A 25,416-nucleotide genomic window follows, 5' to 3' on the forward strand; every position below is an offset into this window, starting at 1 on the left:
CCGGGCAACCGGCCCGTCGTCAGACGGTGTGCCGGGTGCGCGCCGGGCCCTCTGCGTCGCTGCCGGCCGTGCCGTCCGCCGCGGGCGCAGCCTCGGCGGTGGCGCCAGTGCCGGCATCAGTATCGGTGCCCTTGGATGTGGCGGCGGCCTTCTTGCCGAGGCCGCGGCGCCGGCGCGTGGGCCAGGTCAGGACGAGGGTGACCAGGGAAGCGAGCAGCACGAGGCTTCCGATGACGATCCCGGCGTCCATCCAGAACTGGCCCGGGAAGAGCCGGATCAGGGTGTCCTGAAGCGTAAATGTCCAGGTCCCGTTGGCGAAGAAAATACGGTGGAAATCGGTGAAGAACTGCTCCCAGCCGAGTACCGCGAGGGTCCCGAGGCCGATGATGAGCGCAAGGGTGACGATCGAGCCGGCGAACAGGCCGCGGCGGACTCCCCCGTTATGGCGGCGCTTGAGGTAGATCACGGCCACCAGGCCCAGCAGGATCAGCAGGGTACCGGCGCCGAAAGTGGACAGGATCACGGCCTTGACGTCGGCCATGTGGCTGACTTCGCCGTCCTTGAACAACCGCTCCCCGCTTTGGTCCACAAGATCGCCGAGGTAGCGGGGGCCCGACCAGTTGCTGAGGTAGTCCACCGCGTAGGAACCGTACGTCATGCGGTCATCGGTGCTGAAGCCGTAGCCGTCACCGGGGAAGCCCGGACGGTTGTATTCCACCCAGAGGAACAGGGGGCTGGTCACGGCGCGGACGGCGAGCACCAGCAGGATGACCGGGTAGAACACGGCGAGCAGCACCTGAAGCACCCGCGGGAGGACGGGCTTGGCCTTGGCCGCCTGCTCGCGTTCGGCGTTCCGGCGTTCGGCGTTGCGGCGTTCGACTTCGTCCTCGGGGGCGGTGTCAGGACGTGCGCCGACTGATACGCCGGCTCCTGCCCCGCGCGCCTTGTCATCCGACGGGGGAGCATTCGAGGTGGCCACATCCGACTGGGCAGTATCCGACGGCCCCGTGGCGGCGGCCTCGGCCGCCTTGCGGTCGGCGCGGCTCTCCGGCTGGCTGGCGGTGGGCGTTGCCGACGGCGCCGCCGTGCCCTCTGCTGATCCCGCTGCTGCGGCTGATCCTGTCTTGCCGGCGGCTGCGGCCGGCCCTGCCTTGCCGGCGGCTGCGGCCGATCCTGCCGGGCCGGCGGCTGCGGCCGATCCTGCCGGGCCGGCTGCCGTGCCCGCCGTGGGCTTGCCGGCGGCGGCCGGCTTCATCCAGTCGAACGCCGGTTCGTCGGTGTCGTCCGACGGATCCAGGTGCGGATCCGGCCGGTCGGGAGGGGTGGGACTCTTGTCAGTCACGTGGAGCTTCGCTTCCGTAGGCTTCTGCGCTGCCCGGCCTGCGCCCGGCTGCGCAACTTATCTGGCTCTGAGCCTACCGTCCGAGGATTGGGCTCAGCGAGGTGCCACCCCGTCAGTTGGCGTATTGGGCCCAAGGGATGTTCCAGTCCCCGAAGCCGTCATCGAAGTTGGCGTACTCCCCCTCGGTGTTCACCACCTGGACGACGTCGCCGGTGGTCATGTTGTCGAACACCCACTTCGCGCCGTCCGGGCCCAGGCCGATACAGCCATGGGAGAGGTTCGTCTTGCCGATGTAGGGCATCGCGGACTCCGTGGCCTGGTGGATGAATTCCCCGCTGGGCGTCAGGCGCGTGGCGTAGTTGACGTCCAGCTGGCCGTAGTAGGCCGGGTCCCCCGGTTTGAGCCCGATCGTGGAGGCATCCATGTGCTCCACACGGTGCTTCTCCATGAACACGAGGAAGCCCCGTGCCGACGGGAACCGGGTGTCGCCCATGGTCGCCGGCCAGTGGCCGGCCGGCTTGTCGTTGATGCTGACGGAGAACGTATGGGCCTTGGCGTCGGCGACGGCCACCTTCTTGTCCCCGATGTGGACCGTTACCGTCTTGTTGAAGTTGCCGACCTGCCCGTTGCCGAGCTCAACGCCGAACAGCTTCATGTCCATGGTGATGGTGCTGTTCGCGGCCCAGAAGGCCTCCGGCCGGTACCTGACAGTGTTGTTGTTGAACCAGTGGAAATCACCCACCTGGCCGGACGTCGAGGTGATTTTGATGGCCTTTTCGACGGCGGTCCGGTTCAGGACAGGCTCGCTGAAGGTGATCTGCAGGGGCTGGGCCACACCCACCTTCATCCCGTCCAAGGGGTATATGGCGGCGTCAGCCTCGTTGGCGGTCGAGACGGTGGTGAACGCGCGCGTGCTGTGTGTCTCGCGTCCCGCGTCGTCCACCACGGAGTACGTGAAGTTATACCGCGTGTTGAACGTCAGGTTGCCGGAGGACGTCCAGGTGGACCCGTCCGTGCCCAAGGTGCCGTCAACGGTGTCGCCGTCATCGCTCGTCAGGGCCACGCGGTCAATCCGGCCGTTCGTGACCTTGAGGGAAACCGGCGCCGCAGGGTTGACCTGCTTGGCGCCGTCGGCGGGCGAGACGGCCAGTTCAGCGGGGGCGACCACCGGGACGGCGAGTCCCGGCGTCGTCCGGGCCGGGGATCCGGCCTCGGAGGAAATCCCGGACTGGGCCAGCCCCGGAGCCGCCGCGGCGAAGGCTCCGCCGCCGGCTGCCAGGGCACAGAGCACCCCCAGCAGGGCGATCTTTCGGCCGGTACTCCAGGTTTTCAGGGCCATCACAGGACCCGGGCGTTTCCACACGTCATCCTGCCAGCATAAGCGAATTACCTTGGAACCCCGGCCCGATTCGACCACGATCCGGTTACAAAAGCGCCCCCAAAACGGTCACAGCAAAGGGCCCCGGACCTTCGTCCGGGGCCCTTTGGGAGGGTTCCTAGTAGCGGTAGTGGCCGGGCTTGTACGGTCCGGCTACGTCGACGTCCAGGTACTCGGCCTGTTCCTTGGACAGCTCGGTCAGCTCCACATCGAGGGCACCCAGGTGCAGGCGGGCGACCTTTTCGTCCAGGATCTTGGGCAGGACGTACACCTGGTTCTCGTATTCCCGCTCGCCCTCGGGCTGGCCGGCCTTCGTGAACAGTTCAATCTGGGCGATCGTCTGGTTGGCGAAAGAGTTGCTCATGACGAACGAGGGGTGTCCGGTGGCGTTGCCGAGGTTCAGCAGGCGGCCTTCGGACAGGACGATGATGGAGCGGCCGCCCTTGCCCGTGGCCGGGTCAGTTTCGAAGACCCACTCGTGCACCTGGGGCTTGATCTCGACCTTCTTGATGCCGGGGACCCGCGCCAGCCCGGCCATGTCGATCTCGTTGTCGAAGTGCCCGATGTTGCCCACGATGGCCTTGTCACGCATCTCGGCCATGTGCTTGGCCATGATGACGTCCTTGTTGCCCGTGGTGGTGATGAAGATGTGGCCTTCGCTGAGCACGGATTCCAGCTTGGCGACCTGGTAGCCGTCCATGGCCGCCTGGAGCGCGCAGATCGGGTCGATCTCCGTGACGATCACGCGCGAACCCTGGCCGCGGAAGGCCTCCGCTGCGCCCTTGCCGACGTCGCCGTATCCGCAGACGACGGCGACCTTGCCGCCCATCAGGACATCGGTGGCGCGGTTGATGCCGTCCGGCAGGGAGTGGCGGATGCCGTACTTGTTGTCGAACTTGCTCTTGGTGACAGAGTCGTTGACGTTGATCGCCGGGAAGAGCAGCTTGCCCTGCTCCGCCAGCTGGTACAGGCGGTGCACGCCCGTGGTGGTCTCCTCGGTGACGCCGAGCAGGAGGGCGCCGATGCGGGTCCATTTCTGCGGGTCGGCCTCGAGGGATGCGCGCAGCACGTCGAGGAACACCCGGCCTTCCTCGGACTCGTCCTCGGCGGCGGCTGGGACAGCGCCGGCGGCCTCGAACTCGACACCCTTGTGCACCAGCATGGTGGCGTCGCCGCCGTCGTCCAGGATCATGTTCGGGCCCAGCCCAGGGTTGGCGTCGGCGCCCGGCCAGGTGAGGATCTGCTGGGCGGTCCACCAGTATTCCTCCAGCGTCTCGCCCTTCCAGGCGAAGACGGGGACGCCCTGGGGGTCCTCGACGGTTCCGTTGCCGACCACCACTGCGGCGGCGGCTTCGTCCTGGGTGGAGAAGATGTTGCAGGAGGCCCAGCGGACTTCGGCGCCGAGGGCGGTAAGGGTCTCGATCAGCACCGCGGTCTGGACGGTCATGTGCAGGGATCCGGCGATCCGGGCGCCCTTGAGCGGCTGGCTGGCGCCGAACTCCTCGCGCAGGGACATGAGTCCGGGCATCTCGTGCTCGGCGAGGCGGATCTGGTGGCGGCCCGCCTCGGCCAGGGAAATGTCCGCAATCTTGTAATCGAAAGTCATCTGAGTCCTTTGTTGTGGCCGGTGGCATCGCGTGTCTGGAGCTGGGCGATTCTGGATTGGAGCAGGATCTAAGCAGTCATTCGGTGCCGCGGGCCTCCCCGATGGGTGCCCGGCGGCGTTTTGGGGCGGCTATTCCGCGGCGTGGCGCGGGGCGGCGTCGTGCAGCTTCGCGTCGTGCTGGTCAGCGGGGGCCGCCGCTGCGGCGGGCAGCAGTTCCGGCGGCAGCAGCAGCGGGATGCCGTCCTCGATTTTGTACCGCAGCTTGTTCCCGGCGCCATCTGCCGTGACGGTGACGAGCTCGTCGCCTTCCTGCACCAGGCTGGAGCCGGTGACGGGGCATCGCAGGACAGACAACAGTTCGGAACTGAGCTTGGGCATGGTGAACGCTCCCTGATGGGCGCCGCAACAGGGCGCCGGTGGCTGAGTGGCTGACGGCTTTTTGCAGTTTCCACCCTACCGCCAGTTGGAGCCTTAGGAAGGTTCGCGCAGGACGCGCAGATGTCCGCGCCGGGCGCCCTCGGCCGGGGCCGGTGCCTCCAGCGCCGGGTGCAGCGTGCGCTGCCCCTTCGCCGTCTCCCCCGCAGCCGGACGTGAGGCCGCCTCGCGGACCGCGTTGGCGAGGGCCAGGAGGTCGTCGGGGCCGGGACCGGCCGGAGTTGCGGGCATCGCCAGCCGCATGACTTCCCAGCCGCGCGGCACGGTCAGCGAATCGGCGTGCTGTTCGCACAAGTCGTAGCAGTGCGGTTCGGCGTACGTCGCCAGCGGACCCAGAACGGCCGTGGAGTCGGCGTAAACGTACGTCAAAGTGGCCACCGCAGAATTGCGGCAGGCAGACCTAGAACAAATACGAATTGCACCCACGACATCACAGACTACTCCCCCTCGGACCGGGCGCTGCGCATTGAAACGTCTGTCGTTGTGCCGCGGCGCGGCAGTGGTTGTGCCGCGGCGCGGCCGCGGCGCGGCCGGGGCTGCGCGGCGGCGGATCGCCGTCGGGGCTGTATCGCGTATTTCATTGCGCGGGTTTAGAGTCAAGATATGCAGTCATCGCACCACGATTCGGGTTTCACGGTCCGGTTGGCTGACCCCGACGCCGGACGTACAGGCGCCGGTTCCGGCCCCGCCGGCGCGCCTCTGGCCGGGTCGCCTGCCGCCGTCCAGGGAAAGACCTTCCGGCAGCGCCGCAGGAACAGGCACGGCCGGGGCCTTCGCGGCGAGCTCATTCTCCCCACCCTGCCCGGCTACCGGACCCGCTCCGACCGCTTCGATGACTTCGTCCTGGACTCGGCCCAGCGGCTGCACGATATCTGGGGCAAGCCGCTCGACGGCGTCCGCTTCGCCGTTGACGAGATCCCCCCAGGCCTGGAGCAGCTCGTGGCGGACCGCACGCCCGCGCCGATGGGCGCTTTCACTGCTGCCACGGCCGAGGACGGACCGGTCATTACGCTGTACCGCCGGGTGGTGGAGCAGGTGTGCGGAACCCGGGACGAACTCCAGGACCTCGTGCACGACGTCGTCGTGGAATACACGGCCGAGATGCTCGGCGTACCCCCGGAGTCCCTCGACCCCGTCTATCGCCGCCGGTACTAGCCCGAGCCTGCTTCCGACCTGCCCCGGGCCTAGTAGCCCAGCGTGACGGGGACTTGCCGTTGTCCTGCCGCTTCCGGCGCCAGCGCCACCGCGGAAATGTCCTGCCGGCCGTCCCGCGCCAGAACAAGTGCCCCGTATGCCGGATCCCCGGCGGCGGACACCACATAGCCCACGAGCGGCGAGCCGCCCACGTCAGCGGGGATCTTGATGGACACGGTGGTTCCGCCGGCAATGTCGGCGGTGCCCGCGGTCCGGATCTTGCCGTCCGCAGTGATCGGCGTGTAGGTCACGGTCGCCCGGCCGGCGGGGGCACCGAGAACGAGCTGCCGGTCGCCCGCGCGCGGAACCGCAACGATGTGCTGGCTGCCCAGCCGGGCCGAGGCGGCGGAAAACGCGATGTCCGCCGCGTCCCCGGCCTGCAGTCCCCGCGTGAGCCGGGCAGCGGCCGCGAACGAGACATCCGAGCTCGCCGCCACGGTGTAGGTCCCGGCCGGGACCCCGGCCAGGGAAACTTCCGTGACCGCGCCGGCCTTCGCCGTCACCACGCCGCCCCCGGGCAGCGCCTTCTGGCCGTCGGGACCATACAGCTTGATCTCGACCACGGCGTCGGTGGCCCCCGGCACGGCGACTTCGAGGGCCGGTCCGGCGTCGGCGAAGCCGGGCTTTGCCTTGAGCGCGGCCAGTGCCGCGGGATCCTGGATGTCGAGACCGGCGGCCACCTGGCTGACGGACGGGGCGGTGCCGGGGGTGATGAAGTCGACGCCGCCGGGAGTGAGGCCGCGGAGCACGCTTTGCTGGATCACGGCAGCCACCGGGCCGCCGGTGCTGCGGACCCGCACGCCGAGCCGTTCCTGTCCCGGCGCGAGCCCGGCCAGGATGATGGAGCGGGAGCTGCCGGGCGCCACCAGCAGGCCGCGGCTGCCGGGAGCCTGGATCGGGCCTTCGGAACCAAAGAGGTCCAGGCTCACGGTCGCCGGCGTGCTGGAGGCATTGGTCAGGTTCAGGACTGCCGACCGGCCGAGCGCCGTGTTGGCGCCGACCAGCCAGAGATCGTTGCCGGGCTGCTGGCACGCGGCGGCCGCGGAACCCTGGAGGTCGCCGTCCTCGGCCGTGTAGCTCAGGACGGCGCCGGCAGCCGCCTGGTGGTTGTTTTGGGCATCGGCGCTGAGGACGCTGATGTTGTCCACCTCGCGCTGGGGCAGGACGCCGGCGACCAGCACGGGCGTGCGGGCCGGGGGCGCGGAAGCTGCGGGTGCGGAAGCTGCGGGCGCGGCGCCCGGCGCGATTTCGGCGAGGGGGGCACCTTTGAGCGGGGCGAGCCGGCTGCCGGGGATGATGCCGGCGCTTGAGCCGAGCACGGCGGCGCTGACGGCTGTCTTCGCGGTGGCGGATTCCGGACTGAACTGGGGGTCGGTGCCCACGGGGGTGCCCTCAAGCAGCCGGGCCGGGCCCGGGCAGACCCCGACGCTGCTGCCGGCCGGAACCGCGGCGACCGGGGCCTCGAGCTGCCTGCTGGCGGGGTTCTGGGGCGTCAGCGACGCCGCCGATACCAGGCCCCCGCCCGCGGCAACGAGGGCGACCGCGGAGAGGATGCCGCCGATCACTCCAGCCCGCGGCAGGCGCCCCTTCCGCGGCGACGGACCCGTCGCGGCCTCCGTTTGGGTTTCTTTTTCGTTGTCGCCCTTAGACATGCTGAGGTTCCTTACGCAGGGAGGCTTCGTCCCTGGACAGGCCGGTGTTGGACCGGCGGGCAGGCATGGGCACGGCGAGGAGGACGGTCAGCCCGATCATCACGGCCTGCGCAATCCCAATCAGGACCGCCCACGGCGCTTCGTAACGGATGCTCAACTGGCCGCCCTGGGCCGGCAGGGTGAAGGCCTGCGACCATCCCGACGTCGTTGAGGTCAGGCGGCGCCCGTCAAGCCAGGCGCTCCAGCCCGGATCGGCCCGCTCGGCGAGCACCACCAGGCGGCCCTCGGGGCCGGCCGGGACCGTGCCGGCCGCCGAGACTTCTTCGGAAGGGAGCAGTCCGATGGCGGCGCCGCTGCCGTCCACTACCCGGACCCGGTGCGCGACGTCGGAGTCCGTGATGCCGGGCCGGTCCTGCGGGCTGACCCGCCAGAGCCAGCCCGTCCCCGTCTGTCCGACGGCAACAAGTCCGGGAACTGCGTCCATGCGGCTGGCCGTCAATTCGGAGGCTGAATCGGCAACCCGGAGAACGACAAAGCCGACGCCGAGCCGCTCGAGGTCTTCCCGCGGATCCACGCCTTCGCCGGCGACGATGGTGGCCACGACGTTCCGGAGCGATCCGGCGACGGCGTCGTCGTCGCGGACCGTCTCCTGGCCCGGCGCTCCCAGGATGCCGCGGGCGGCGGCGATCGTTGAGAGTGCGTCCAGGGTTGTCCCGGCTCCGCGCATGAGTGTTGCGTCGAAGCTTCCGTCCTCGTTGCTGGCAATCAGGAGCGTCCTGGACTGTTCCGGGCCCTCGCCGCGGTCAACCGCCGTGGCGGGCAGCGTGCGGGCCTGGGCAGGCTGGACGAGCCTCGGGGTCCCGAGACCGGAGTGTCCCGCGGTGGCTGCCGGTGCCTGTGTTGGTGTCTGCGACGTAGGCTGCAGCAGGTTTTGTGCGGTCCACACGGTGAACCCGGCCAAGGGGGCGGCCAGCAGCAGGACCATGGATGCCGCGGCCGTGCCGCGGATCAGGACCTTCCGTGCCAACCCGGTACCGGCGGTCCGGTCGGCGGCGTCCAGGAGCCCTTCGGCTCCGATCAGGGCAGCGCCCAGGAACGCGAACGCGGCCGCCGAAACGGCGGGGCCGGGGAACGGCGTGACCAGGACCTCGGCGCTGGCGCCGGAGGCGACATGCCCGGCGAGCCAGCCGCCGGCCAGCATCAGGACGGCCACGGCCCACAGGCCCCGTGCCGTCCGGGTGCGTCCGGCCAGCACAAGCCGGCGCGGCATGAAGAGTGCGGCCAGGGCCAGCAGCAGCACCGGCAGCCCGAACAGCAAGGCCAGCAGCAGTGCCCACGGCAGACCGGCCGGCCCGGCGGAACCGGCGGCGGACCCGCCGAAGGCGGTGAGCCCGGTGAGTCCGGCGCCGGCGTCGAAGTTCAGTGGCTGCCCCAGGGCCTGTTGCCACAGTGGGGCGGCGTCGAAACCGAGCGGCAGGCCCGGGTCGGCAAGGAGCGCCCGCGGCCGGTCCAGGACCGAGAAGGCGAAGGGCAGGAACAGTGCCAGGCTGGGCAGGAGCGCCCACCACACCGTGCGGCCGCGCCGGCCCAACAGCACGCCGCAGAGGGCCACGACGGCCATGGACGGCAGCAGCAGCGAGGGCGCCGCGGCGGTGACGACGGCCAGGGCGAGGCCCGCGGCGGCGGCAGCCGTCCACGACGGCGTCCCGTTGACGCCGGGACGGGCGGCCGGCGTGGGGATGGGCCGTCCCTGTCCCGGGGCCGGGACGGCATGGATGCCGCGGCCCGCGGCCGTGCCGGTCGCGCGGAGCAGCGCCAGGACGACCACCGGGATCATGACGTGCGCGACCAAGGCGCCGAGCCGGCCCTGGTTCAGGGACACCTGGAGTGCCGGCGCCGCGGCCCACAGCAGGGCGGCCGCAAGGCGCAGCCTCCGGCGGGCAGTCAGGGCGCCGGCAGCGAACCACGCGCCCAGCGCAGACAGCGGCATGGCGAGGATCAACAACCAGCCCACGCCGCCGTTGGCATCGCCGGCACCGAGCACACCGAGCACCCACAGCAGGTAGCCAAAGGGGTCGCCGTGGCCCGGAAGGCCCGCGTCCAGACTGATCCACCAGGTGGAGGCATGGTTCCAGATTTCGGAGAGGCGCAGTGAGACGGGGATCAGCGCGCCGCCGGAGACGGCCGGGGCCCGGAACAGGCTAAGCAACCCTGTCAGGGAAACCGCCAGGGTCAGGAGTATGGCCAGCACCGCACCGCTGCCCACCCACCCGCGGTCCGGGGTGGCGATGGCGGCGAAGTCGTCGGTGTTCCCGGTGGGCTGCTCGGCCAGCGGACCGGCACCCGTCAATTCGCTGCCGAAGTCGTCGGCGCCGAGCGCCTCAATCAGGGAGCGCCGGTGCGCCCAGACCTCACGGCGCGGCGTCTGCAGTCCTTTCATGACGGAGCGCCGGATCCGGCGCGTGCGCGCGGCATTGCGGCGTCCGCGGACCACCGCCGCCGGGCGGCCCAGTGCGGCAAAGGTCGCCAGCAGTTGGGAGAACCCGTGCCCCGGGTCCTTGACCGCAATGCTCAGGACGAGTTTGAAGAGGCTGCCCAGGAGGGCGCCGGCCGCGTGCAGCGGGACTTTCCAGCCGGCCGCGTGCTTGAGCCGCAGGTGCACCTGTGCCTTGCGTGCGGCCGTCGCGTTGCCAAGGGCGTGGGGACGGTGCGAGACATGGAACATCCGGGCGCTGGGGACCACCACCACGCGGTGCCCGGCGAGGCGGTTGCGCCAGCAGAAGTCGACGTCGTCGCCGCTTCCGGGCAGGGCCGGATCGAAGCCCCGGAGCTCCTCCCAGATGTCGCGGCGGACCAGCATGCCGGCGGAATTGACCGCAAAGGTATCGCTGCGGCCGTCGTACTGGCCCTGGTCGAGCTCGTCGGCGTCGATCAGCGTCAGCCGCTCGGCCCAGCGGCTCGTGGAGAGTCCGACGTCGATCAGCCGCCGCTCGGCATGCCAGTCCAGCTGCTTGCAGCCTGCCACCGTGACCGACGGCGCCCGTTCGACCGCGCGGAGGAGTTCGGCCAGGGCCTCGGGTGCCGGTGCGGCGTCGTCGTGCAGCAGCCAGATCCAGTCGGTGCCCGGCGCCGTGGCGGCGGAGCCCTCCGCAGGCCACGGCGCGAGGGCCTTGAGCCCGGCCATGACGGCTCCACCCATGCCGGACCGGGGCTGGTCGAAGACGGTGACGTTGACCTTGCCCAGTTCCTGTTCAAGGAGGGCGGCAGAGTGGTCGCGGGATCCGGTGTCGACACCGATCACGGCGTCGGCGGGCCGTGTTTGGGCCGCCAGCGCCGCAAGGGTCCTGGGGAGAAAATCACCGCCGTCGTGGGAGACCACGACGGCGGTGACTCGTACTTCTTGAAGAATTAGACTGCTCGCTTCCTAAGCCGGCGCCGCTCGCGCTCGGAGAGGCCTCCCCAGATCCCGAAGCGCTCGTCGTTGGACAAGGCGTACTCGAGGCACTGGGAACGCACGTTGCAGGCGCCGCAGACTTTCTTGGCGTCGCGGGTGGAGCCGCCCTTTTCGGGGAAGAAGGCTTCGGGATCAGTCTGGGCGCACAGGGCATCGGTCTGCCAGCCGAGCTCGCCCTCGTCGTCGAAGTCCTGCCGGGACGGCAGTCCGATCCAGACTGGCTGCCCGGCGGTACCGGAACCGGGCGAATGGAGCTCCATCGGCGGGTCGAGGGGATCGGTGTCATGATCCGGGCCGGACAGGAGCTCGTCGTGCGCTGCGAGGAAGGCCGTGGCGGCCTCCTGCAGGGAATCCTTGGTGTGTTCGTTATAGCGGTCAGCTGCGTCCGGATCCGCCGGATCTACGTACCAGTCAGTCGGCACGCCGCGTGACCGGTATTTCGCCGTGGCCTGGCCGGCAACTACGGCATCTTCATGGATACGCTCTGCTAGCCCCATGGCGTCCCCCTCCTGATTTACAGCCACTGCAAGACCCCCTTGGACACTCGGTTGAGTGCCGGTTTTGTGCAGTGGCTTTAGATAACTAATTACACGCGTGTAAGTATCCGGGAGTCAAGCCACGGCGGAGATAATAATCAACTTGATACACAAAGTGGAGGCACGCCACGCCCGGAATTTTTTCGCCTGTCCCGCGAGAACCCGCGGAATAATCAGGGTACTGAGCACTTTTGGGGCTTTTCATTGAATTTTCGGGAAATTTTCCCGCGCCCTGCGCGGACCCCGCCGAACACGGGGCCGCCGGGGTGACGGACGTCACGGAGCCGGGGGCTGATTGGCCGTGACAACAGCCGTGGCAAGATGAGGGCATGAGCATTCCGGCAATCGACCTGATGACAGCGCTGCGCTCCGGCCAGGCCACGGCGCCCCGGCTGACCTGGTACGGCCCCGATGCGGAACGGGTTGAACTCTCTGGCCGCGTGCTGGACAACTGGGTCGCGAAGACTTCCAACCTGCTGCAGGACGAACTCGACGCCGAACCGGGCATGCGGCTGCGCCTGGACCTGCCCGCGCACTGGAAGTCGGTGATCTTGGCCCTCGCGGCCTGGCAGCTTGGCATGGAAGTGGTCTTCGACGACGCGGAGGCGGACCTGCTGGCCACCGCGGACCCTGGTCCGGGCGCTGCCGCGGGCGGGTTCGACGCCGTCCTGGCCGTGTCGTTGCCGGCACTGGCCATGCGGTGGACGGGTGAACTGCCCAGCGGCGTCCTCGACTATGCCGCCGAGGTCCGCTCCCACGGCGACATTTTCATGCCCCACGTGGATCCGGAGGCGGAACGTCTCGCCGTCCGCACCTCCGACGGCGCAGTCCATGCGCACGGGGCGCTCCTGGACGGTTTTGCCGCGGCCCAGGACCCCGGACTGCGGCTGCTGGTTCCCGCGGCCGACGGCCTCGAAACCGTCCTTGCGCAGTCATTGGGGACCTGGAAGGCCGACGGTTCCGTGGTCCTGGTGCACCCCGAGGTAGTGGTGACCGGCAAACTGCGGGACGCCGAGCGCATCAGCGGGGACTGATCCCCTGGCACTGACTTCCGGGACGGCGGTTCCTTAGGCCGGCGGGCCGGGCAGTTCCGAATCGTTGACGCGTTCCCTGACGGCCGACGTGGCAACGGGCTGGGAGTGCGGGTGCCGTTCGATGATCTCGTGGTCGTGCGAGAACTCCGGCTCTGCGTCGAGTTCCTGGTTGAACACCAGGAAGCGGTAGGCAAAGAACCGGACCACGGTCGCGACCAGGATGCCGACCACCCCGGCCAGGAAGAGCACGTTCTTGTCGGTGACTCCCATGCCGTACTTCGCGACGGCGGTCAGGCCGGTGGAGATACCGATGCCGATCCCGTTGATGATGAGGAACATCACGAACTCGCGCAGCACGTTGGCCTGCCGGCGGTGCCGGAACGTCCAAAAACGGTTCGCAACCCAGGAAAAGACCGTCGCCACGCTGGCCCCGAAGAAGCGGGCCTTGGCCTCGCTGTCGGTCATGGGACCGTGCATCAGGTAAAACGTCAGTCCGTTGTCGATGACGAACGCGATGCCGCCGACGGCACCGAACTTGGCCACTTCGCGCCAGAACAGCGAGGCAAGCCCGCGCATGCGCTCGTTAAGTGTAGTAATCATGACCCTCCGTGGCCTTCTGGAACTGTCGGCCATTGGGCCAAACGCCCATTTTAGCGCCGTTTCCCGGGAGTTCGCCCGCAGCGGCCACTCAGACGGCTCCCTGCGGACCCGGCGGCGGGCGCCCGGCGCGCGGGTGCGAAACCCCCGTCCCGGCACCGTTCCCGCGCTTGCCAATCCCCAAAAGCCGGGTTCCCGTGAGGTTTTCGGTAGGCTGGGACTTGTGACTTTTCCTGTAATCGGTGTTGTTGGCGGCGGCCAGCTTGCCCGCATGATGGCCCCTGCCGCGACCGCCCTGGGCTTTGAGCTCCGTGTTCTCGCCGAAGGCGAGGACGTCTCCGCAGTCTCTGCCGTGGCTAACGCCCCGGTCGGCGACTACAAGGACCTGGAGCATCTGCTCGAGTTCTCCCGCGGGCTCGACGTCCTGACCTTCGACCACGAACACGTCCCCACCGCCCACCTGCGGTCCTTGATCGGTGCCGGCGTGAACGTCCATCCCGGCCCGGATGCCCTGGTCAACGCCCAGGACAAGCTGGTGATGCGCGCCGCGATCGACCGGCTCGAGCTTCCGAACCCCACGTGGGCCTCCGTCGCCAATGTCGCGGACCTCGTCGCCTTCGGCGAGCAGACCGGCTGGCCGGTGGTGTTGAAAATGCCCCGCGGCGGCTACGACGGCAAGGGCGTGCGCATCGTGTCCTCGGCAGAGGACGCGGAGGCCTCCGCCGACTGGTTCGAGGCCATGTCCCCCCTGCTGGCCGAAGCCAAAGTGGAATTCAGCCGCGAACTCTCGGCCATGGTCGCGAGGACGCCGGACGGTGAAACACGGGCATGGCCGGTGGTGCACACCATCCAGGTGGACGGGGTGTGCGATGAAGTCATTGCCCCGGCCCTGGACATCTCCGTCGATGTTGCCGCAGCCGCGGAAAACGCCGCGGTCCGGATCGCCGGCGAACTCGGCGTGACCGGTGTCATGGCCGTCGAACTCTTCGAGACCCCGGGCGTGGGCGCAGGCTTCCTGATCAATGAACTCGCCATGCGCCCGCACAATACCGGGCACTGGACCCAGGACGGCTCGGTGACCAGCCAGTTCGAGCAGCACCTGCGGGCCATCCTGAACCTGCCGCTGGGCGCCACTGACCTGCTGGGGCCGGTCGTGGTGATGAAGAACTTCCTCGGCGGCGCCAACCAGGACCTCTATTCCGCCTTCCCCGCCGCCCTCGCGAGCGAGCCGGCGGCGAAGGTGCACTGCTACGGCAAGGCCGTCCGGCCCGGCCGGAAGATCGGCCACGTCAACCTGGTCGGGACCTCAGCCGCCGACGTCGACTCCGTACGGCAGCGGGCCACCACCGTAGCCGACATCATCCGGAACGGCCGGGCCCACGCCGGCGCAATGCCGGCAACTTCCGAGGAGACCGCATGAGCACCGCACCCAGCCCCAAAGCCAACGAAGCGGGAACCCCCCTCGCCGGCACCCGCGCGGACACCCCGCTCGTTGGCCTCGTCATGGGCTCGGATTCGGACTGGCCGGTCATGGAAGCCGCCGCAGAAGCCCTCGCCGAGTTTGGAATCCCGTTCGAGGCCGACGTCGTCTCGGCCCACCGGATGCCCACGGAGATGATCCGCTACGGCCAGACGGCCCACGAGCGCGGTCTTCGCCTGATCATTGCCGGCGCCGGCGGCGCCGCGCATCTTCCCGGCATGCTGGCCTCGGTCACTCCCCTGCCGGTGATCGGCGTCCCCGTGCCGTTGAAGACCCTGGACGGCATGGATTCCCTGCTGTCCATCGTGCAGATGCCGGCAGGCGTTCCGGTCGCCACCGTCTCGATCGGCGGCGCGCGCAACGCCGGCCTCCTGGCTGTGCGCATGCTGGCCTCGGGCACGGATGAACTGGCAGTCCAGCTCCGGGCGGACCTCCTGGAGTTCGCCCAGGAGCTGAATGACGTCGCAACCAGGAAGGGCGCGAACCTGCGGCACAAGGTCAGCGAAGTGTTCGCCGCCGGAAACGTCACCCCGCGTAGCGGCAATTAAGGCAGCCATTAGGAATCCCGGCATGAGCAGCAGCTACGCCCCCACACACCGCCCTGAGCAGTCCGGGCGGGCACTGGGCGATCCGGTCCGGCACCCCTCCGGCGCCCCGTCCCCGGTGCTCACCAAGCGGGCGTTCGTCCTGATCCTCATGACGCTGCTGGTTCCCGGCAGCGCCCAAACCGTCGCGGGCAACCGCCGGCTTGGCCGGGCCGCGCTGCGCGTGACCTTTACGGTCTGGGCGCTGGCCCTGCTGGCCGTACTGCTCCTGCTCGTGTCCCGCTCCACGCTGATCAACCTCCTCACCGGCACGGTGCCTTCGCTCTTGCTGGTGCTCGGCTTCGCCTGCCTGGCCATCGGCTGGGCCGCCCTGTTCCTGAACACCTTGCGGCTGATCCGGCCCGGGATGCTGGCGCCAAGGATCCGTCCCGCGGTGGTGCTGGCGCTCGTGCTGGCCATGATCCTCAGCAGCGGATCCCTGGGCTACGCGGCCTATCTGCTCAATGTCAGCCGCAACGCCATCGGCAGCATCTTCTCCGGCTCCGGCCCCACCCTTGAGCCGTCCGAGGGCCGGTACAACTTCCTGATGATGGGCGGCGACGCCGGAGCGGACCGCACGGGCCGCCGGCCGGACAGCCTCTCGGTGATCAGCGTCGATGCCAAGACCGGCAGCACGGCGATCATCTCCGTGCCCCGCAATCTCCAGAACGCCCAGTTCAGCGCGGAGTCGCCGATGCGCCAGGTGTACCCGGATGGCTACAACTGCGGCGACGAATGCCTGATCAACGCGATCAACACCGAGGTCACCAACCAGCACCAGGACCTCTATCCCGGGGTGGCCGACCCGGGGGCGCAGGCCACCCTCGAAGCGGTGTCCGGAACGCTGGGCATCAAGGTCCAGGCCTACGTGCTCGTGGACATGGACGGCTTTTCCAAGCTGATCGACGCCATGGGCGGCATCCGGATCAAGGCCGGCGGCTGGGTCCCCATCAGCGGGCCGATGGTGGATGAGGCCAACGGCATCCACGGCATGCCGGACGGCTGGATTCCGGCGGGAGACCAGACGCTCGACGGCTTCCACGCCCTCTGGTACGGCCGGTCCCGGGAATTCGTGGACGACTATGCCCGCATCCAGCGCCAGCAGTGCGTGCAGCAGGCGATGCTGAAGCAGCTCGACCCGGCAACACTGCTGGCCAAGTTTGAGGACATCGCCAAGGCCGGCACCAAGGTGGTCGAGTCAAACATCTCCTCCGGCCAGCTCGGCAGTTTCGTGGACCTGGCCATGAAGGCCAAGGGACAGGACGTCAGCCGCCTGACCATCGGTCCGCCGGACTTCGACGCCGCCTTCTCCACGTCCCCGGACTTCGACGTCATCCACGCGCGGGTGGCCAAACTGCTGGCCAGCCCGTCCGCCGGCGCCGCAGCTGATGACAACGCCGTTGACGATGCGGTCCTGCAGCCCGGAACGGCCGCGGGGCCGGTCTCCGCCGCCGGCCCCGTCCCGGCCACCGATCCCCCGCCCGCGCCGTCGGACTTCACCCCCGTGACCACCACGCCGGACGGCGAGCCGATCACCGAAGAGATGCTGAACCAGTTCAAGCGCAACGGCGACGAGCAGTCGATCCGCGACCTCGTCGCCACCAACGGACAGTGCGCGCCGCTCTAACCCCGGCAGCAGCCTTGAGCGCAGCAGTGCGACCACATTTCTTTGACGAGACATTTCATTGATCAGACAGGGACCAGGCCATGTACGAACTTGAGAACGTCCTCCGGCCCTACGCCTGGGGCTCCCCGACGGCCATCGCCGGGCTGCTGGGCAGGCCGGCTTCCGGCGGTCCCGAAGCGGAGCTTTGGATCGGCGCCCACCCGGACTCCCCGTCCGTCGCGCTGACGCCGGCGCCCGGCGGTGCCGGCCGGCACGCACCCGCAGCGAACGACGGCGGACGGCTGCCGCTGGACGCCCTGATCGCCGAGGATCCGGAACATTGCCTGGGCAGCGCGAGCGTGGCCGCTTTCGGTCCGCGCCTGCCGTTCCTGCTCAAGGTCCTCGCGGCCGAGGCGCCCTTGTCCCTGCAGGTGCACCCGACGCTCACCCAGGCCCGGGAGGGCTTCGCGCGCGAGGAAGCCGCCGGCGTCGACCCCGCCGCGACGGAGCGCAACTACAAGGACGATAACCACAAGCCCGAAATGATCTTCGCGCTGACTCCGTTCGAGGCCCTCTGCGGGTTCCGGCCGGCTGCGGAATCCCGTGCGGTCTTCCAGCATCTGGCGGCGTGCTTCGAGCTCGCCGGGCTGGAGCTGCCGCCGCTGGTCCCGCTGCTGCTCGAGGATCTGGCGCAGCCGGACGAACCCGCGGGCCTGCGCTCCGCCTTCGAACGCCTCATCACCGGAGGCGGGGACGTCGCCGAGGCGACGGCGACGATCGTTGCGGCCCTCGTCTCCGGTGCCCCGATGGCCGGGCACGAGGCGGAACTGTCCACCGCGGTGAGCCTGAACGGCCGGTACCCCGGAGATCCGGGCGTGCTGATCTCCCTGCTGCTGAACCGGATCTCCCTCGCCCCCGGTGAGGCCGTGTACCTCCCGGCCGGCAATGTCCATGCCTACCTGCACGGCCTCGGCATCGAGGTCATGGCGTCCTCGGACAACGTGCTCCGCGGCGGGCTCACGCCGAAATTCGTCGACGTGCCGGAGCTGCTGAAGACCGTGGCGTTCGAGGCCGTCGCCGTGCCCATGCTCCCCGCCGAGACCACCATGCTGGGCCAGGAACTCTTCCGGCCGCCGTTCCGGGAATTCCAGCTGCAGCGAATTGTTGTGGCGCCCGGCGCGGAGCCCGTCCCGCTGGCGCAGTCCGGTGCCGCCGTCGTCATCGTCACCCACGGCTCCGTCCGCCTCGACTCCCCCAAGGGCGAGCTGCGGCTGGAACGGGGCGCCAGTGCCTTCTTGCCCGCCGCCGAGGCACCGGTCAACGTCCACGCCGTCTCCGGCGCCACCGGCCCCGCCCTGGCATTTGCCGTCACCACCGCATTGGAAGCCTGACACCATGGACTATTTCCTGCAGAGCCCGCAGTGGGCACAGTTCCAGCGTTCGCTGGGACGCACCGTCCACGAACAGTCCGGGCCCGGGTGGCGCTTCCTCGCGGTCGAGGAATCCAATCCGGCCGGCAAACTGCTGTACTCCCCGTACGGCCCGGTCGCCGAGTCACTGGCAGCCTTCGACGCCGCGCTGGCGGCCCTGACGGACCTCGCCCGGAGCAGCGGGGCCGTGTTTGTCCGGGTTGAGCCGGTCACCGCAGGCTTCACCGCCGCCGAGGCCGACTCGGTACTCCGTAGCCGCGGCCTGCAGCCGGCGCCGGCCAGCCAACAGCCCGAGCTCAGCTGGATTGTGGACCTCGACCGGGATTTCAAGGAAGTCCTGGCGGATATGAAGCCGGCGAACCGGAACTTGTTCCGCAACATCCACAAGAAGGGCGTGACGTTCCGCTCCAGCCAGGACCCGGCAGAGATCGCCGTCCTCCTGGAGTTCTTGCACATGACGGCCGCGCGCAACGGCTTCAAGCCGCAAAGCGACAAGTACCTGACCCAGGTGGCCCGCTCGCTGATGCCGGCCGGCGCGGCGACGCTGTTCATCGCGGAGCTCGACGGCCACCCCATCGCCGCAGCCCTGGCCTACGACTCGGCCGACACCCGGACCTACGCGCACGCCGCCCTGGACGACACCCACCGCAAGCTCAGCGCGGGCATCCCCCTGCTTGTCACCCTGATCGCGGACGCCCAGGCGAAGGGCCTGAAGCACGTGGATCTCTGGGGCGTGGCGCCGGAGGACCAGCCCGACCACAAATGGGCCGGGTTCACGGCGTTCAAGAAGTCGTTCGGCGGCCGCGGGATCGCGTATCCCGGAACGTGGGACCTGCCGGTCCGGAAGGTCCGCTACGGCAGCTACCAGCTGGCCCGCAAAGGCGCCCAGCTCGCGAAGAAGCTGCGCGCCCGGTCCCGGGCCCTCGCTAACCGCTAAGGGCCCAGCAGGCGGCACCGGCTACCGGGTCACCCCGGCCAGCCGGGCCGGCGTGCCCCGGTGGCCGGTGTTGGTGGCGGGCGTTAGTTGGCCGTGATGGCGTGCCGCTGGGCGTCGTAGGCGCTGGCCACCATCTGGTCCACGGAGTGCCGCATCTTCCAGTCGAGATCGCGGGCAGCCAGCGTGCCGTCGGCCACGATCCGGTCCGGATCCCCCGCCCGCCGCGGACCGATTTCGGGTTCGAAATCGATCCCCGTGACGTCGGCCATCGCCGTCATGATCTGGCGCACGGACAGCCCGTCCCCGGATCCGAGGTTGTACACCCGCTCCAGCGGCTTGCCCGCCTCGAGCGCCTGGGCGGCGGCCACATGCGAGGTGGCCAGGTCGGCCACGTGCACGTAGTCGCGCACGCAGGTGCCGTCCGGCGTGTTGTAGTCGATGCCGTTGATGCGCGGCGTCTTACCGGCCGTGAGCGCCCGCAGCACGATCGGGAAAAGGTTATGGGGGCTGGTGTCGTAAAGCTCGGGCGCACCTGAGCCGACCACATTGAAGTACCGCAGCGAGGTGTGGTTCAGGCCCCGGGCCCGGCCCTGGTCACGGATCAGCCACTCGCCGATGAGTTTGCTCTCGCCGTAGGGCGATTCCGGGTTGGTGGGCGTCGCTTCGGTGACGATGTCGCCGGTGGGCGTGCCGTAGGTAGCCGCGGACGAGGAGAACACCAGCTTGTCGACGCCGCTGAGCTCCATGGCCTTGAGCAGTTGCGCGGTGCCCGTGACGTTCTGTTCATAGGTCAGCAGCGGCTCCTGGACGGAAACCCCGGCGTACTTGAAACCGGCCAGGTGGATCACCCCGGTCACCGCATGCTCCCGCAGCGTGCGGGCCACGAGGTCGGCGTCGAGGATGCTGCCATGGATGAACGGCACATCGGCCGGCACGAACTCACGGTGCCCGCTGGAGAGGGAGTCAATCACCACCGGCTGGATCCGGGCACCGCGCAAAGCGGAAACCACATGAGAACCGATATATCCTGCACCGCCAGTTACGAGCCACGTCATGGCTCCACCCTATCTAATCCCACGGGCCCCGGCCGCCCCACCGCAATACACATCATCATGCACCTGGTTTAAGACGACGAATCCCGGACCGCGGAGGCGGCCCGGGATTCGCTGTGCTCTATCGTGCAGTTCAGTGTTGCCGTTCAGGTGCTAGCTCCTGCGGGCGTAGCCTTCCCACTTGCTGGCCTGGTGTTCGCCGTCGACAAAGCGGATCGTGCCGGACTTGGAGCGCATCACGATGGACTGGGTGAGGACCTTGTCCTTGGAGTAGCGGACGCCCTTGAGGAGGTCGCCGTCGGTGATGCCGGTGGCCGCGAAGTAGCAGTTGTCGCTGGAGACGAGGTCGTTGGTCGAGAGCACGCGCTCCAGATCGTGGCCGGCGTCGATCGCCTTCTGCTTCTCTTCGTCGCTCGTGGGCCACAGGCGGCCCTGGATGACGCCGCCGAGGGACTTGATGGCGCACGCCGCGACGATGCCTTCCGGGGTTCCGCCGATGCCCATGAGGGCGTCGACTCCGGTGCCGGCACGCGCAGCGGCGATGGCCCCCGCGACGTCGCCGTCCATGATGAACTTCGTGCGGGCGCCGGCTTCGCGGATTTCCTCCACGAGGGGGCGGTGCCGGTCGCGGTCCAGGATCATGACGTTGAGCTGGTTGACCTTGACGCCCTTGGCCTTGGCGATCAGGTGCAGGTTCTGCTTGACCGGCAGGCGCAGGTCCACCATGTCGGCCGCTTCCGGGCCGGTGACGAGCTTTTCCATGTAGAACACGGCAGAGGGATCGAACATAGAGCCGCGTTCGGCCACGGCCAGGACCGCCAGGGCATTGTTGATGCCAAGGGCAGTCAGCCGGGTTCCGTCGATGGGGTCGACGGCGACGTCGCACTCGGGCCCGGTGCCGTCACCGACGTGCTCGCCGTTGAACAGCATCGGGGCTTCGTCCTTCTCGCCCTCACCGATGACAACGACGCCGTTGAAGTGCACGGTCTGCAGGAAGGAGCGCATGGCGTCCACGGCGGCGCCGTCGGCCTTGTTCTTGTCGCCGAAACCCACCCAGTGGCCGCCGGCGATGGCCGCGGCTTCCGTGACGCGGACAAGTTCCAGCGCGAGGTTGCGGTCAGGCTCATCGATCCCGACGGCGAGCGAGGGGGAAAGCGTGGAGTACTTCTGGGACATGGGCGCTGGTGTCACGTGAACCTCTTCTTCGAGTGGCGGTCGTTGAACCCGTACGGCCAGGATCGATCCGTCGCGGTGATTCGTCTGATATTGATCATAGTCGGGGCGGGCCCGCAAGGTCATGGGATGTCCGGCGCGTGACGCACTTCACCGTCGGAGGGGCCGCTGCGCCGCGAATGTGAGATCGGCCCGGACATGCGCGACTATAGAGGGGTGAGTGAATTGCAGGACGCTTCCCCCGCCGCCCCCGGTTCGCCGGCTGGCAGCTCCCCCGCGGCAGGCCCGGACCCTTCCGGACAGCCCCCCGTGAAGCCCGTCATCGCCGCCGCGGCGGCCAAACGCGCCAACGCCTCCGTGATGGGCATGATCATCGCCCTGGTGGTGAGCATCGCCGCGTTCCTGCCGATCGTCCTCATGAATCCTTCTCCGAAGACCGACGGTTACCGGCCCAACGTCAATGTCAGCGCCACCGCGCAGAACGCGGCGGGTGTGGCGGGATTCACACCCGTGGCGGCCGATACCGGCGACACATTCCGCGCCAACTACGCCCGTTGGGAGTCCGGCGCCGGCAGCGGCGTCCCCGCCTGGGAAGTCGGCTACCTGACGCCCAAGGAATCCTTCATCGCCCTCGTGCAGACCCGCACGGCCAACCCCACCTGGCTCCTGCAGCAGACCAAGAACGCTCCCGTGACCGGCACCCGCAACGCCGGCGGCCGCGACTGGGAACTGCGCGACACCGGCAAGGGCGAGAAATCCATGGTGCTGACTGATCGCGGCACCACCGTCATCCTCTCCGGATCCGCGACGCTGGAGGAGTTCTCCGCCCTGGCCACCGCCGTGGTGAAGTCACTCGAAAGCAATCCGCCCGCCGGGGCATCGTCCAGCACGCCGGGCGCAACAGTTTCACCTTCAGCCAGCCCTTCACCGTAAAGTGGCCACGTGGCTACTTATCTGACTCCCGCACTCGCCTGGCAGCGTCTCCGTGAAGGCAACAAGCGTTTTGTCGCCGGCACGTCATCACACCCCAACCAGGACGCGTCGCGACGCTCGTCGCTGGTTGAAAACCAGCACCCCTTCGCGGTGATCTTCGGTTGCGCCGACTCCAGGCTTGCCGCCGAAATCATCTTCGACCTCGGCCTCGGGGACGCCTTTGTGGTCCGCACCGCCGGCCAGGTGATCGACGACGCCGTGCTTGGCTCGCTGGAATACAGCGTCAGCGAACTGGACGTCCCTCTGATCGTCGTCCTGGGGCACGACAGTTGTGGTGCTGTCACCGCAACCAAGAACGCCGTGGAAACCGGCCAGATGCCGGTCGGTTTCATCCGCAGCCTGGTGGAGCGGATCACCCCGTCCGTGTTGACCTCGCTGCGTAACAATCAGACCGACGTCAACGACATGGTGGTTGAGAACGTCAAGCAGACCTCGCAGCGGCTGGTGGACAGTTCCCGGGTGATTTCGGGCGCAGTCGACAGCGGCCGCACCGCCGTGATCGGCCTCGCCTACAGCTTGGCTGACGGCCGGGCCGATCTCGTTTCCAGCATCGGCAGGCTGTAAACCCCGGCGCCCGGCCGTCGCAGCCTGCTCACGGTTTTCGGTGGGACTCCTACTCCCAATAAGCTAGCCCCATGACTTCCACAGATGAGTTGAACACCGAAGAGTTCCGCATTGAACACGACACGATGGGCGAAGTCCGCGTTCCCGTGAACGCCCTGTACCGCGCACAGACGCAGCGGGCAGTCGAGAACTTCCCGATCTCCGGCAAGACGCTGGAGCGCGCCCACATCGAAGCCCTGGCACGGGTGAAGAAGGCCGCCGCCCAGGCAAACGCAGAACTGGGGGTGCTCGACGGCGAGCTCGCCCAGGCGATTGCCGACGCAGCCGACCAGGTTGCGGCCGGCAAGTACGACGGCGACTTCCCGATTGACGTCTTCCAGACCGGGTCCGGGACGTCCTCGAACATGAACACCAACGAGGTCCTCGCCGAGCTCGCCTCGCGGGCCCTGAAGTCCGCCGGTAGCGAGAAGGTTGTCCACCCGAACGACCACGTCAACGCCTCGCAGTCCTCCAATGACGTCTTCCCCACGTCCGTCCACGTCGCCGCCACGTCCGCCCTGATCAATGACCTGATCCCGGCCCTCGGCTACCTGGCGGAGTCGCTGGAACGCAAGGCCACCGAATTCAAGGACGTCGTGAAGTCCGGCCGCACGCACCTCATGGACGCCACCCCCGTCACGCTGGGCCAGGAGTTCGGCGGCTACGCCGCTCAGGTCCGCTACGGCATCGAGCGCATCAACGCCGCCCTCCCCCGCGTCGCCGAGGTCCCACTCGGCGGAACCGCCGTGGGCACCGGCATCAATACGCCGGCCGGATTCCCGGAGCGAGTGATCGAACTGCTGGCGGCCGACACCGGACTGCCCCTGACCGAGGCCCGCGACCACTTCGAGGCCCAGGCCAACCGCGACGGCCTCATCGAAGCGTCCAGCCAGCTGCGCAACATCGCGATTTCCTTCATGAAGATCAACAACGACCTGCGCTGGATGGGCTCCGGCCCCAACACCGGCCTCGGCGAAATCGCCATCCCGGACCTGCAGCCGGGCTCGTCGATCATGCCGGGCAAGGTCAACCCCGTCATCTGCGAAGCCTCCATCATGGTCTGCGCCCAGGTGATCGGCAATGACACCGCCATCGCGTGGTCCGGCACCAACGGCGCCTTCGAACTCAACGTCGGCATCCCGGTCATGGCCGCCAACCTCCTTGAATCCGTGCGCCTGCTGGCCAACACCAGCCGCGTCATGGCCGACAAGATGATCGACGGCATCACCGCCAACGTCGAGCGCGCCCGCTTCCTCGCCGAGGCCTCGCCGTCGATTGTGACCCCGCTGAACAAGTTCATCGGCTACGAGAACGCCGCCAAGATCGCCAAAAAGGCCGTGGCCGAGGGCCTGACCATCCGTGAGACCGTCGTCTCCATGGGCTTCCTCGAACGCGGCGAACTGACCGAAGAGCAGCTGGACACCGCCCTGGACGTCATGTCCATGACGCGCCCGCCGCACAAGGCCTAACGGCTCCGGGCGGCGCCGCCCCCGAAGAGTAGAACCGCCGACGGCCGGCATCCTTTCTGGAAGGGTGCCGGCCGTCTGCATGTCTGCACCGCAAGTCAGAACTTAGACCCTGGGCGGTTCCCCGCCGGCGGCCTCCCGCTCCTGCGCCGTGTACGCCGCCGCGGCCGCGGCATCCGCCATGCTGGCACCGCCGATCCGCGCCTCCCGCAACCGCCGCGTCTTGGCGGACTGGACGGAGAAGGCAGCATCGACGTTCCCGGCGGCATAGGTCAGGGCGTCTTCGGCGCGGATGCCGAGGCCGCCGGCGGTCAATACGGCGTCCTGGTTGGCGCCCAAATACGTGAACTGCCAACCCCACTGGCTCTGCTGCCGCTGGACCAGGGCCTTGACCAGCTCGCTTGCGGCCTCGCGCGAGGAGTTCTCGTGGCCGTCCGTCAGCACGGCCACCAGCACAGTGCCGGGGCGCTCGTCCTCCGGAAGGGCCGCCAGTTCCTCACCCGCTTCGCCGATCATCCGGACCATGGCGTCGTGCAGGGCGGTGCTGCCCCGCGGCTGCAGGTCCAGGGCCGGCACGTCCTGGATGTCCACCGAGGCGTAGACGCGCTCATAGGTGTCATCGAACTGCGCCAGCGACAGCCGGCACCGGCCCGCCACTGCCCGCTGTTCGCGGATGAACGCCGCAAACCCGCCCACAGTGTCATCGGCGATGGCGCTCATCGACCCGGAACGGTCCAGGAGGACGTAAACGTGCGTCAGGGCTGAATCTGTCATGCTTCCCCATTTCCGGCCCCGACGGCGCTTCTGCCTCGTCGCGGGCCATCTGTTGCCAGCGGTATGGCTGGACAGGAGCAGGCTACGGCC

Annotated in this window: 22 protein-coding genes; 10 read left to right on the plus strand and 12 right to left on the minus strand. The window is 68.8% G+C overall.

Annotated features, from left to right (window positions below; genetic code table 11):
• Nucleotides 1–19: 19 nt before the first annotated feature.
• From ARTB_RS10620 to ARTB_RS10640, 5 genes are all read right to left on the minus strand, one after another.
• On the minus strand, nucleotides 20–1,342 hold the full coding sequence (locus ARTB_RS10620; RefSeq protein ID WP_243179892.1) for a TIGR01906 family membrane protein: 1,323 nt from the start codon (nucleotides 1,340–1,342) through the stop codon (nucleotides 20–22).
• 112 nt (nucleotides 1,343–1,454) lie between these two features.
• Nucleotides 1,455–2,681: a L,D-transpeptidase gene (locus ARTB_RS10625; RefSeq protein WP_243179902.1), complete on the minus strand. Its 1,227-nt coding sequence runs from the start codon at nucleotides 2,679–2,681 to the stop codon at nucleotides 1,455–1,457.
• Nucleotides 2,682–2,838: 157 nt separating this feature from the next.
• Complete coding sequence (gene ahcY / locus ARTB_RS10630; protein ID WP_243179904.1) at nucleotides 2,839–4,326, minus strand: adenosylhomocysteinase; 1,488 nt, start codon at nucleotides 4,324–4,326, stop codon at nucleotides 2,839–2,841.
• Between the two features lie 129 nt (nucleotides 4,327–4,455).
• Complete coding sequence (locus ARTB_RS10635) at nucleotides 4,456–4,704, minus strand: hypothetical protein (RefSeq protein ID WP_243179906.1); 249 nt, start codon at nucleotides 4,702–4,704, stop codon at nucleotides 4,456–4,458.
• Between the two features lie 93 nt (nucleotides 4,705–4,797).
• Nucleotides 4,798–5,187, minus strand: a complete 390-nt coding sequence (locus ARTB_RS10640) for a DUF3499 domain-containing protein (RefSeq protein WP_028276503.1) — start codon at nucleotides 5,185–5,187, stop codon at nucleotides 4,798–4,800.
• A gap of 177 nt (nucleotides 5,188–5,364) precedes the next feature.
• Between ARTB_RS10640 and ARTB_RS10645 the strand changes: the two genes are divergently transcribed.
• Nucleotides 5,365–5,916, plus strand: coding sequence for a metallopeptidase family protein (locus tag ARTB_RS10645; protein WP_028277395.1), 552 nt, complete (start codon nucleotides 5,365–5,367; stop codon nucleotides 5,914–5,916).
• Nucleotides 5,917–5,945: 29 nt separating this feature from the next.
• Here ARTB_RS10645 and ARTB_RS10650 read toward each other — a convergent pair whose 3' ends face one another.
• Genes ARTB_RS10650 through ARTB_RS10660 form a run of 3 tightly spaced genes read right to left on the minus strand, consistent with a single transcriptional unit; the run spans nucleotide 5,946 to nucleotide 11,558 of the window.
• On the minus strand, nucleotides 5,946–7,607 hold the full coding sequence (locus ARTB_RS10650) for a DUF5719 family protein (protein WP_243179908.1): 1,662 nt from the start codon (nucleotides 7,605–7,607) through the stop codon (nucleotides 5,946–5,948).
• A complete protein-coding gene (locus ARTB_RS10655) occupies nucleotides 7,600–10,986 on the minus strand; it encodes a glycosyltransferase family 2 protein (protein ID WP_243179910.1) in 3,387 nt (1,128 codons plus the stop codon). Before ARTB_RS10655 ends, ARTB_RS10650 begins: the two co-directional genes overlap by 8 nt.
• A 29-nt stretch (nucleotides 10,987–11,015) precedes the next feature.
• Nucleotides 11,016–11,558 (minus strand): WhiB family transcriptional regulator, encoded by a 543-nt coding sequence (locus tag ARTB_RS10660; RefSeq protein ID WP_052355088.1) that lies wholly within the window; start codon nucleotides 11,556–11,558, stop codon nucleotides 11,016–11,018.
• Between the two features lie 368 nt (nucleotides 11,559–11,926).
• On the opposite strand from ARTB_RS10660, the gene ARTB_RS10665 reads away from it, so the two are divergent.
• Nucleotides 11,927–12,631, plus strand: coding sequence for a TIGR03089 family protein (locus ARTB_RS10665; protein WP_243179927.1), 705 nt, complete (start codon nucleotides 11,927–11,929; stop codon nucleotides 12,629–12,631).
• A 33-nt stretch (nucleotides 12,632–12,664) separates the two neighbouring features.
• Here the strand turns inward: ARTB_RS10665 and ARTB_RS10670 are convergent, their stop codons facing one another.
• Entirely contained in the window at nucleotides 12,665–13,231 is a 567-nt protein-coding gene (locus ARTB_RS10670) for a GtrA family protein (protein ID WP_243179929.1), read from the minus strand.
• Nucleotides 13,232–13,499: 268 nt separating this feature from the next.
• Between ARTB_RS10670 and ARTB_RS10675 the strand changes: the two genes are divergently transcribed.
• The 5 genes from ARTB_RS10675 to ARTB_RS10695 all read left to right on the plus strand — a co-directional run bounded on the left by ARTB_RS10675 (nucleotide 13,500) and on the right by ARTB_RS10695 (nucleotide 19,265).
• Complete coding sequence (locus ARTB_RS10675; protein WP_243180399.1) at nucleotides 13,500–14,648, plus strand: 5-(carboxyamino)imidazole ribonucleotide synthase; 1,149 nt, start codon at nucleotides 13,500–13,502, stop codon at nucleotides 14,646–14,648.
• Nucleotides 14,649–14,731: 83 nt separating this feature from the next.
• Nucleotides 14,732–15,256: a 5-(carboxyamino)imidazole ribonucleotide mutase gene (purE, locus tag ARTB_RS10680; protein ID WP_223914232.1), complete on the plus strand. Its 525-nt coding sequence runs from the start codon at nucleotides 14,732–14,734 to the stop codon at nucleotides 15,254–15,256.
• Between the two features lie 22 nt (nucleotides 15,257–15,278).
• Nucleotides 15,279–16,919 carry an LCP family protein gene (locus tag ARTB_RS10685; RefSeq protein ID WP_243179932.1) on the plus strand — a complete coding sequence of 547 codons (1,641 nt, stop codon included), beginning with the start codon at nucleotides 15,279–15,281 and terminating at the stop codon, nucleotides 16,917–16,919.
• A gap of 80 nt (nucleotides 16,920–16,999) precedes the next feature.
• Nucleotides 17,000–18,289 carry a mannose-6-phosphate isomerase, class I gene (manA, locus tag ARTB_RS10690; RefSeq protein WP_243179934.1) on the plus strand — a complete coding sequence of 430 codons (1,290 nt, stop codon included), beginning with the start codon at nucleotides 17,000–17,002 and terminating at the stop codon, nucleotides 18,287–18,289.
• Between the two features lie 4 nt (nucleotides 18,290–18,293).
• Nucleotides 18,294–19,265: a lipid II:glycine glycyltransferase FemX gene (locus ARTB_RS10695; RefSeq protein ID WP_243179943.1), complete on the plus strand. Its 972-nt coding sequence runs from the start codon at nucleotides 18,294–18,296 to the stop codon at nucleotides 19,263–19,265.
• Nucleotides 19,266–19,348: 83 nt separating this feature from the next.
• Here the strand turns inward: ARTB_RS10695 and galE are convergent, their stop codons facing one another.
• Together galE and glpX are read right to left on the minus strand one after the other, a co-directional pair.
• Nucleotides 19,349–20,320 carry a UDP-glucose 4-epimerase GalE gene (gene galE, locus ARTB_RS10700; protein WP_243179952.1) on the minus strand — a complete coding sequence of 324 codons (972 nt, stop codon included), beginning with the start codon at nucleotides 20,318–20,320 and terminating at the stop codon, nucleotides 19,349–19,351.
• A gap of 150 nt (nucleotides 20,321–20,470) precedes the next feature.
• Nucleotides 20,471–21,493, minus strand: coding sequence for a class II fructose-bisphosphatase (glpX, locus tag ARTB_RS10705; protein ID WP_028277383.1), 1,023 nt, complete (start codon nucleotides 21,491–21,493; stop codon nucleotides 20,471–20,473).
• 213 nt (nucleotides 21,494–21,706) lie between these two features.
• Here glpX and ARTB_RS10710 point away from each other — a divergent pair, with 213 nt between their 5' ends.
• From ARTB_RS10710 to ARTB_RS10720, 3 genes are all read left to right on the plus strand, one after another.
• Nucleotides 21,707–22,423, plus strand: coding sequence for a DUF4245 domain-containing protein (locus ARTB_RS10710; protein WP_439954115.1), 717 nt, complete (start codon nucleotides 21,707–21,709; stop codon nucleotides 22,421–22,423).
• A 9-nt stretch (nucleotides 22,424–22,432) separates the two neighbouring features.
• Complete coding sequence (locus ARTB_RS10715) at nucleotides 22,433–23,047, plus strand: carbonic anhydrase (RefSeq protein WP_028277382.1); 615 nt, start codon at nucleotides 22,433–22,435, stop codon at nucleotides 23,045–23,047.
• 71 nt (nucleotides 23,048–23,118) lie between these two features.
• Nucleotides 23,119–24,555 carry a class II fumarate hydratase gene (locus ARTB_RS10720; RefSeq protein ID WP_028277381.1) on the plus strand — a complete coding sequence of 479 codons (1,437 nt, stop codon included), beginning with the start codon at nucleotides 23,119–23,121 and terminating at the stop codon, nucleotides 24,553–24,555.
• A 102-nt stretch (nucleotides 24,556–24,657) separates the two neighbouring features.
• On the opposite strand, the gene ARTB_RS10725 is transcribed toward ARTB_RS10720, so the two are convergent.
• The gene (locus tag ARTB_RS10725) at nucleotides 24,658–25,326 is read right to left on the minus strand and encodes a vWA domain-containing protein (RefSeq protein WP_243179978.1); all 669 of its coding nucleotides are present in this window, start codon (nucleotides 25,324–25,326) and stop codon (nucleotides 24,658–24,660) included.
• Between the last annotated feature and the right edge of the window lie 90 nt (nucleotides 25,327–25,416).

Source organism: Arthrobacter humicola (assembly GCF_022803015.1).
Taxonomy (GTDB): Bacteria; Actinomycetota; Actinomycetes; order Actinomycetales; family Micrococcaceae; genus Arthrobacter; species Arthrobacter humicola_A.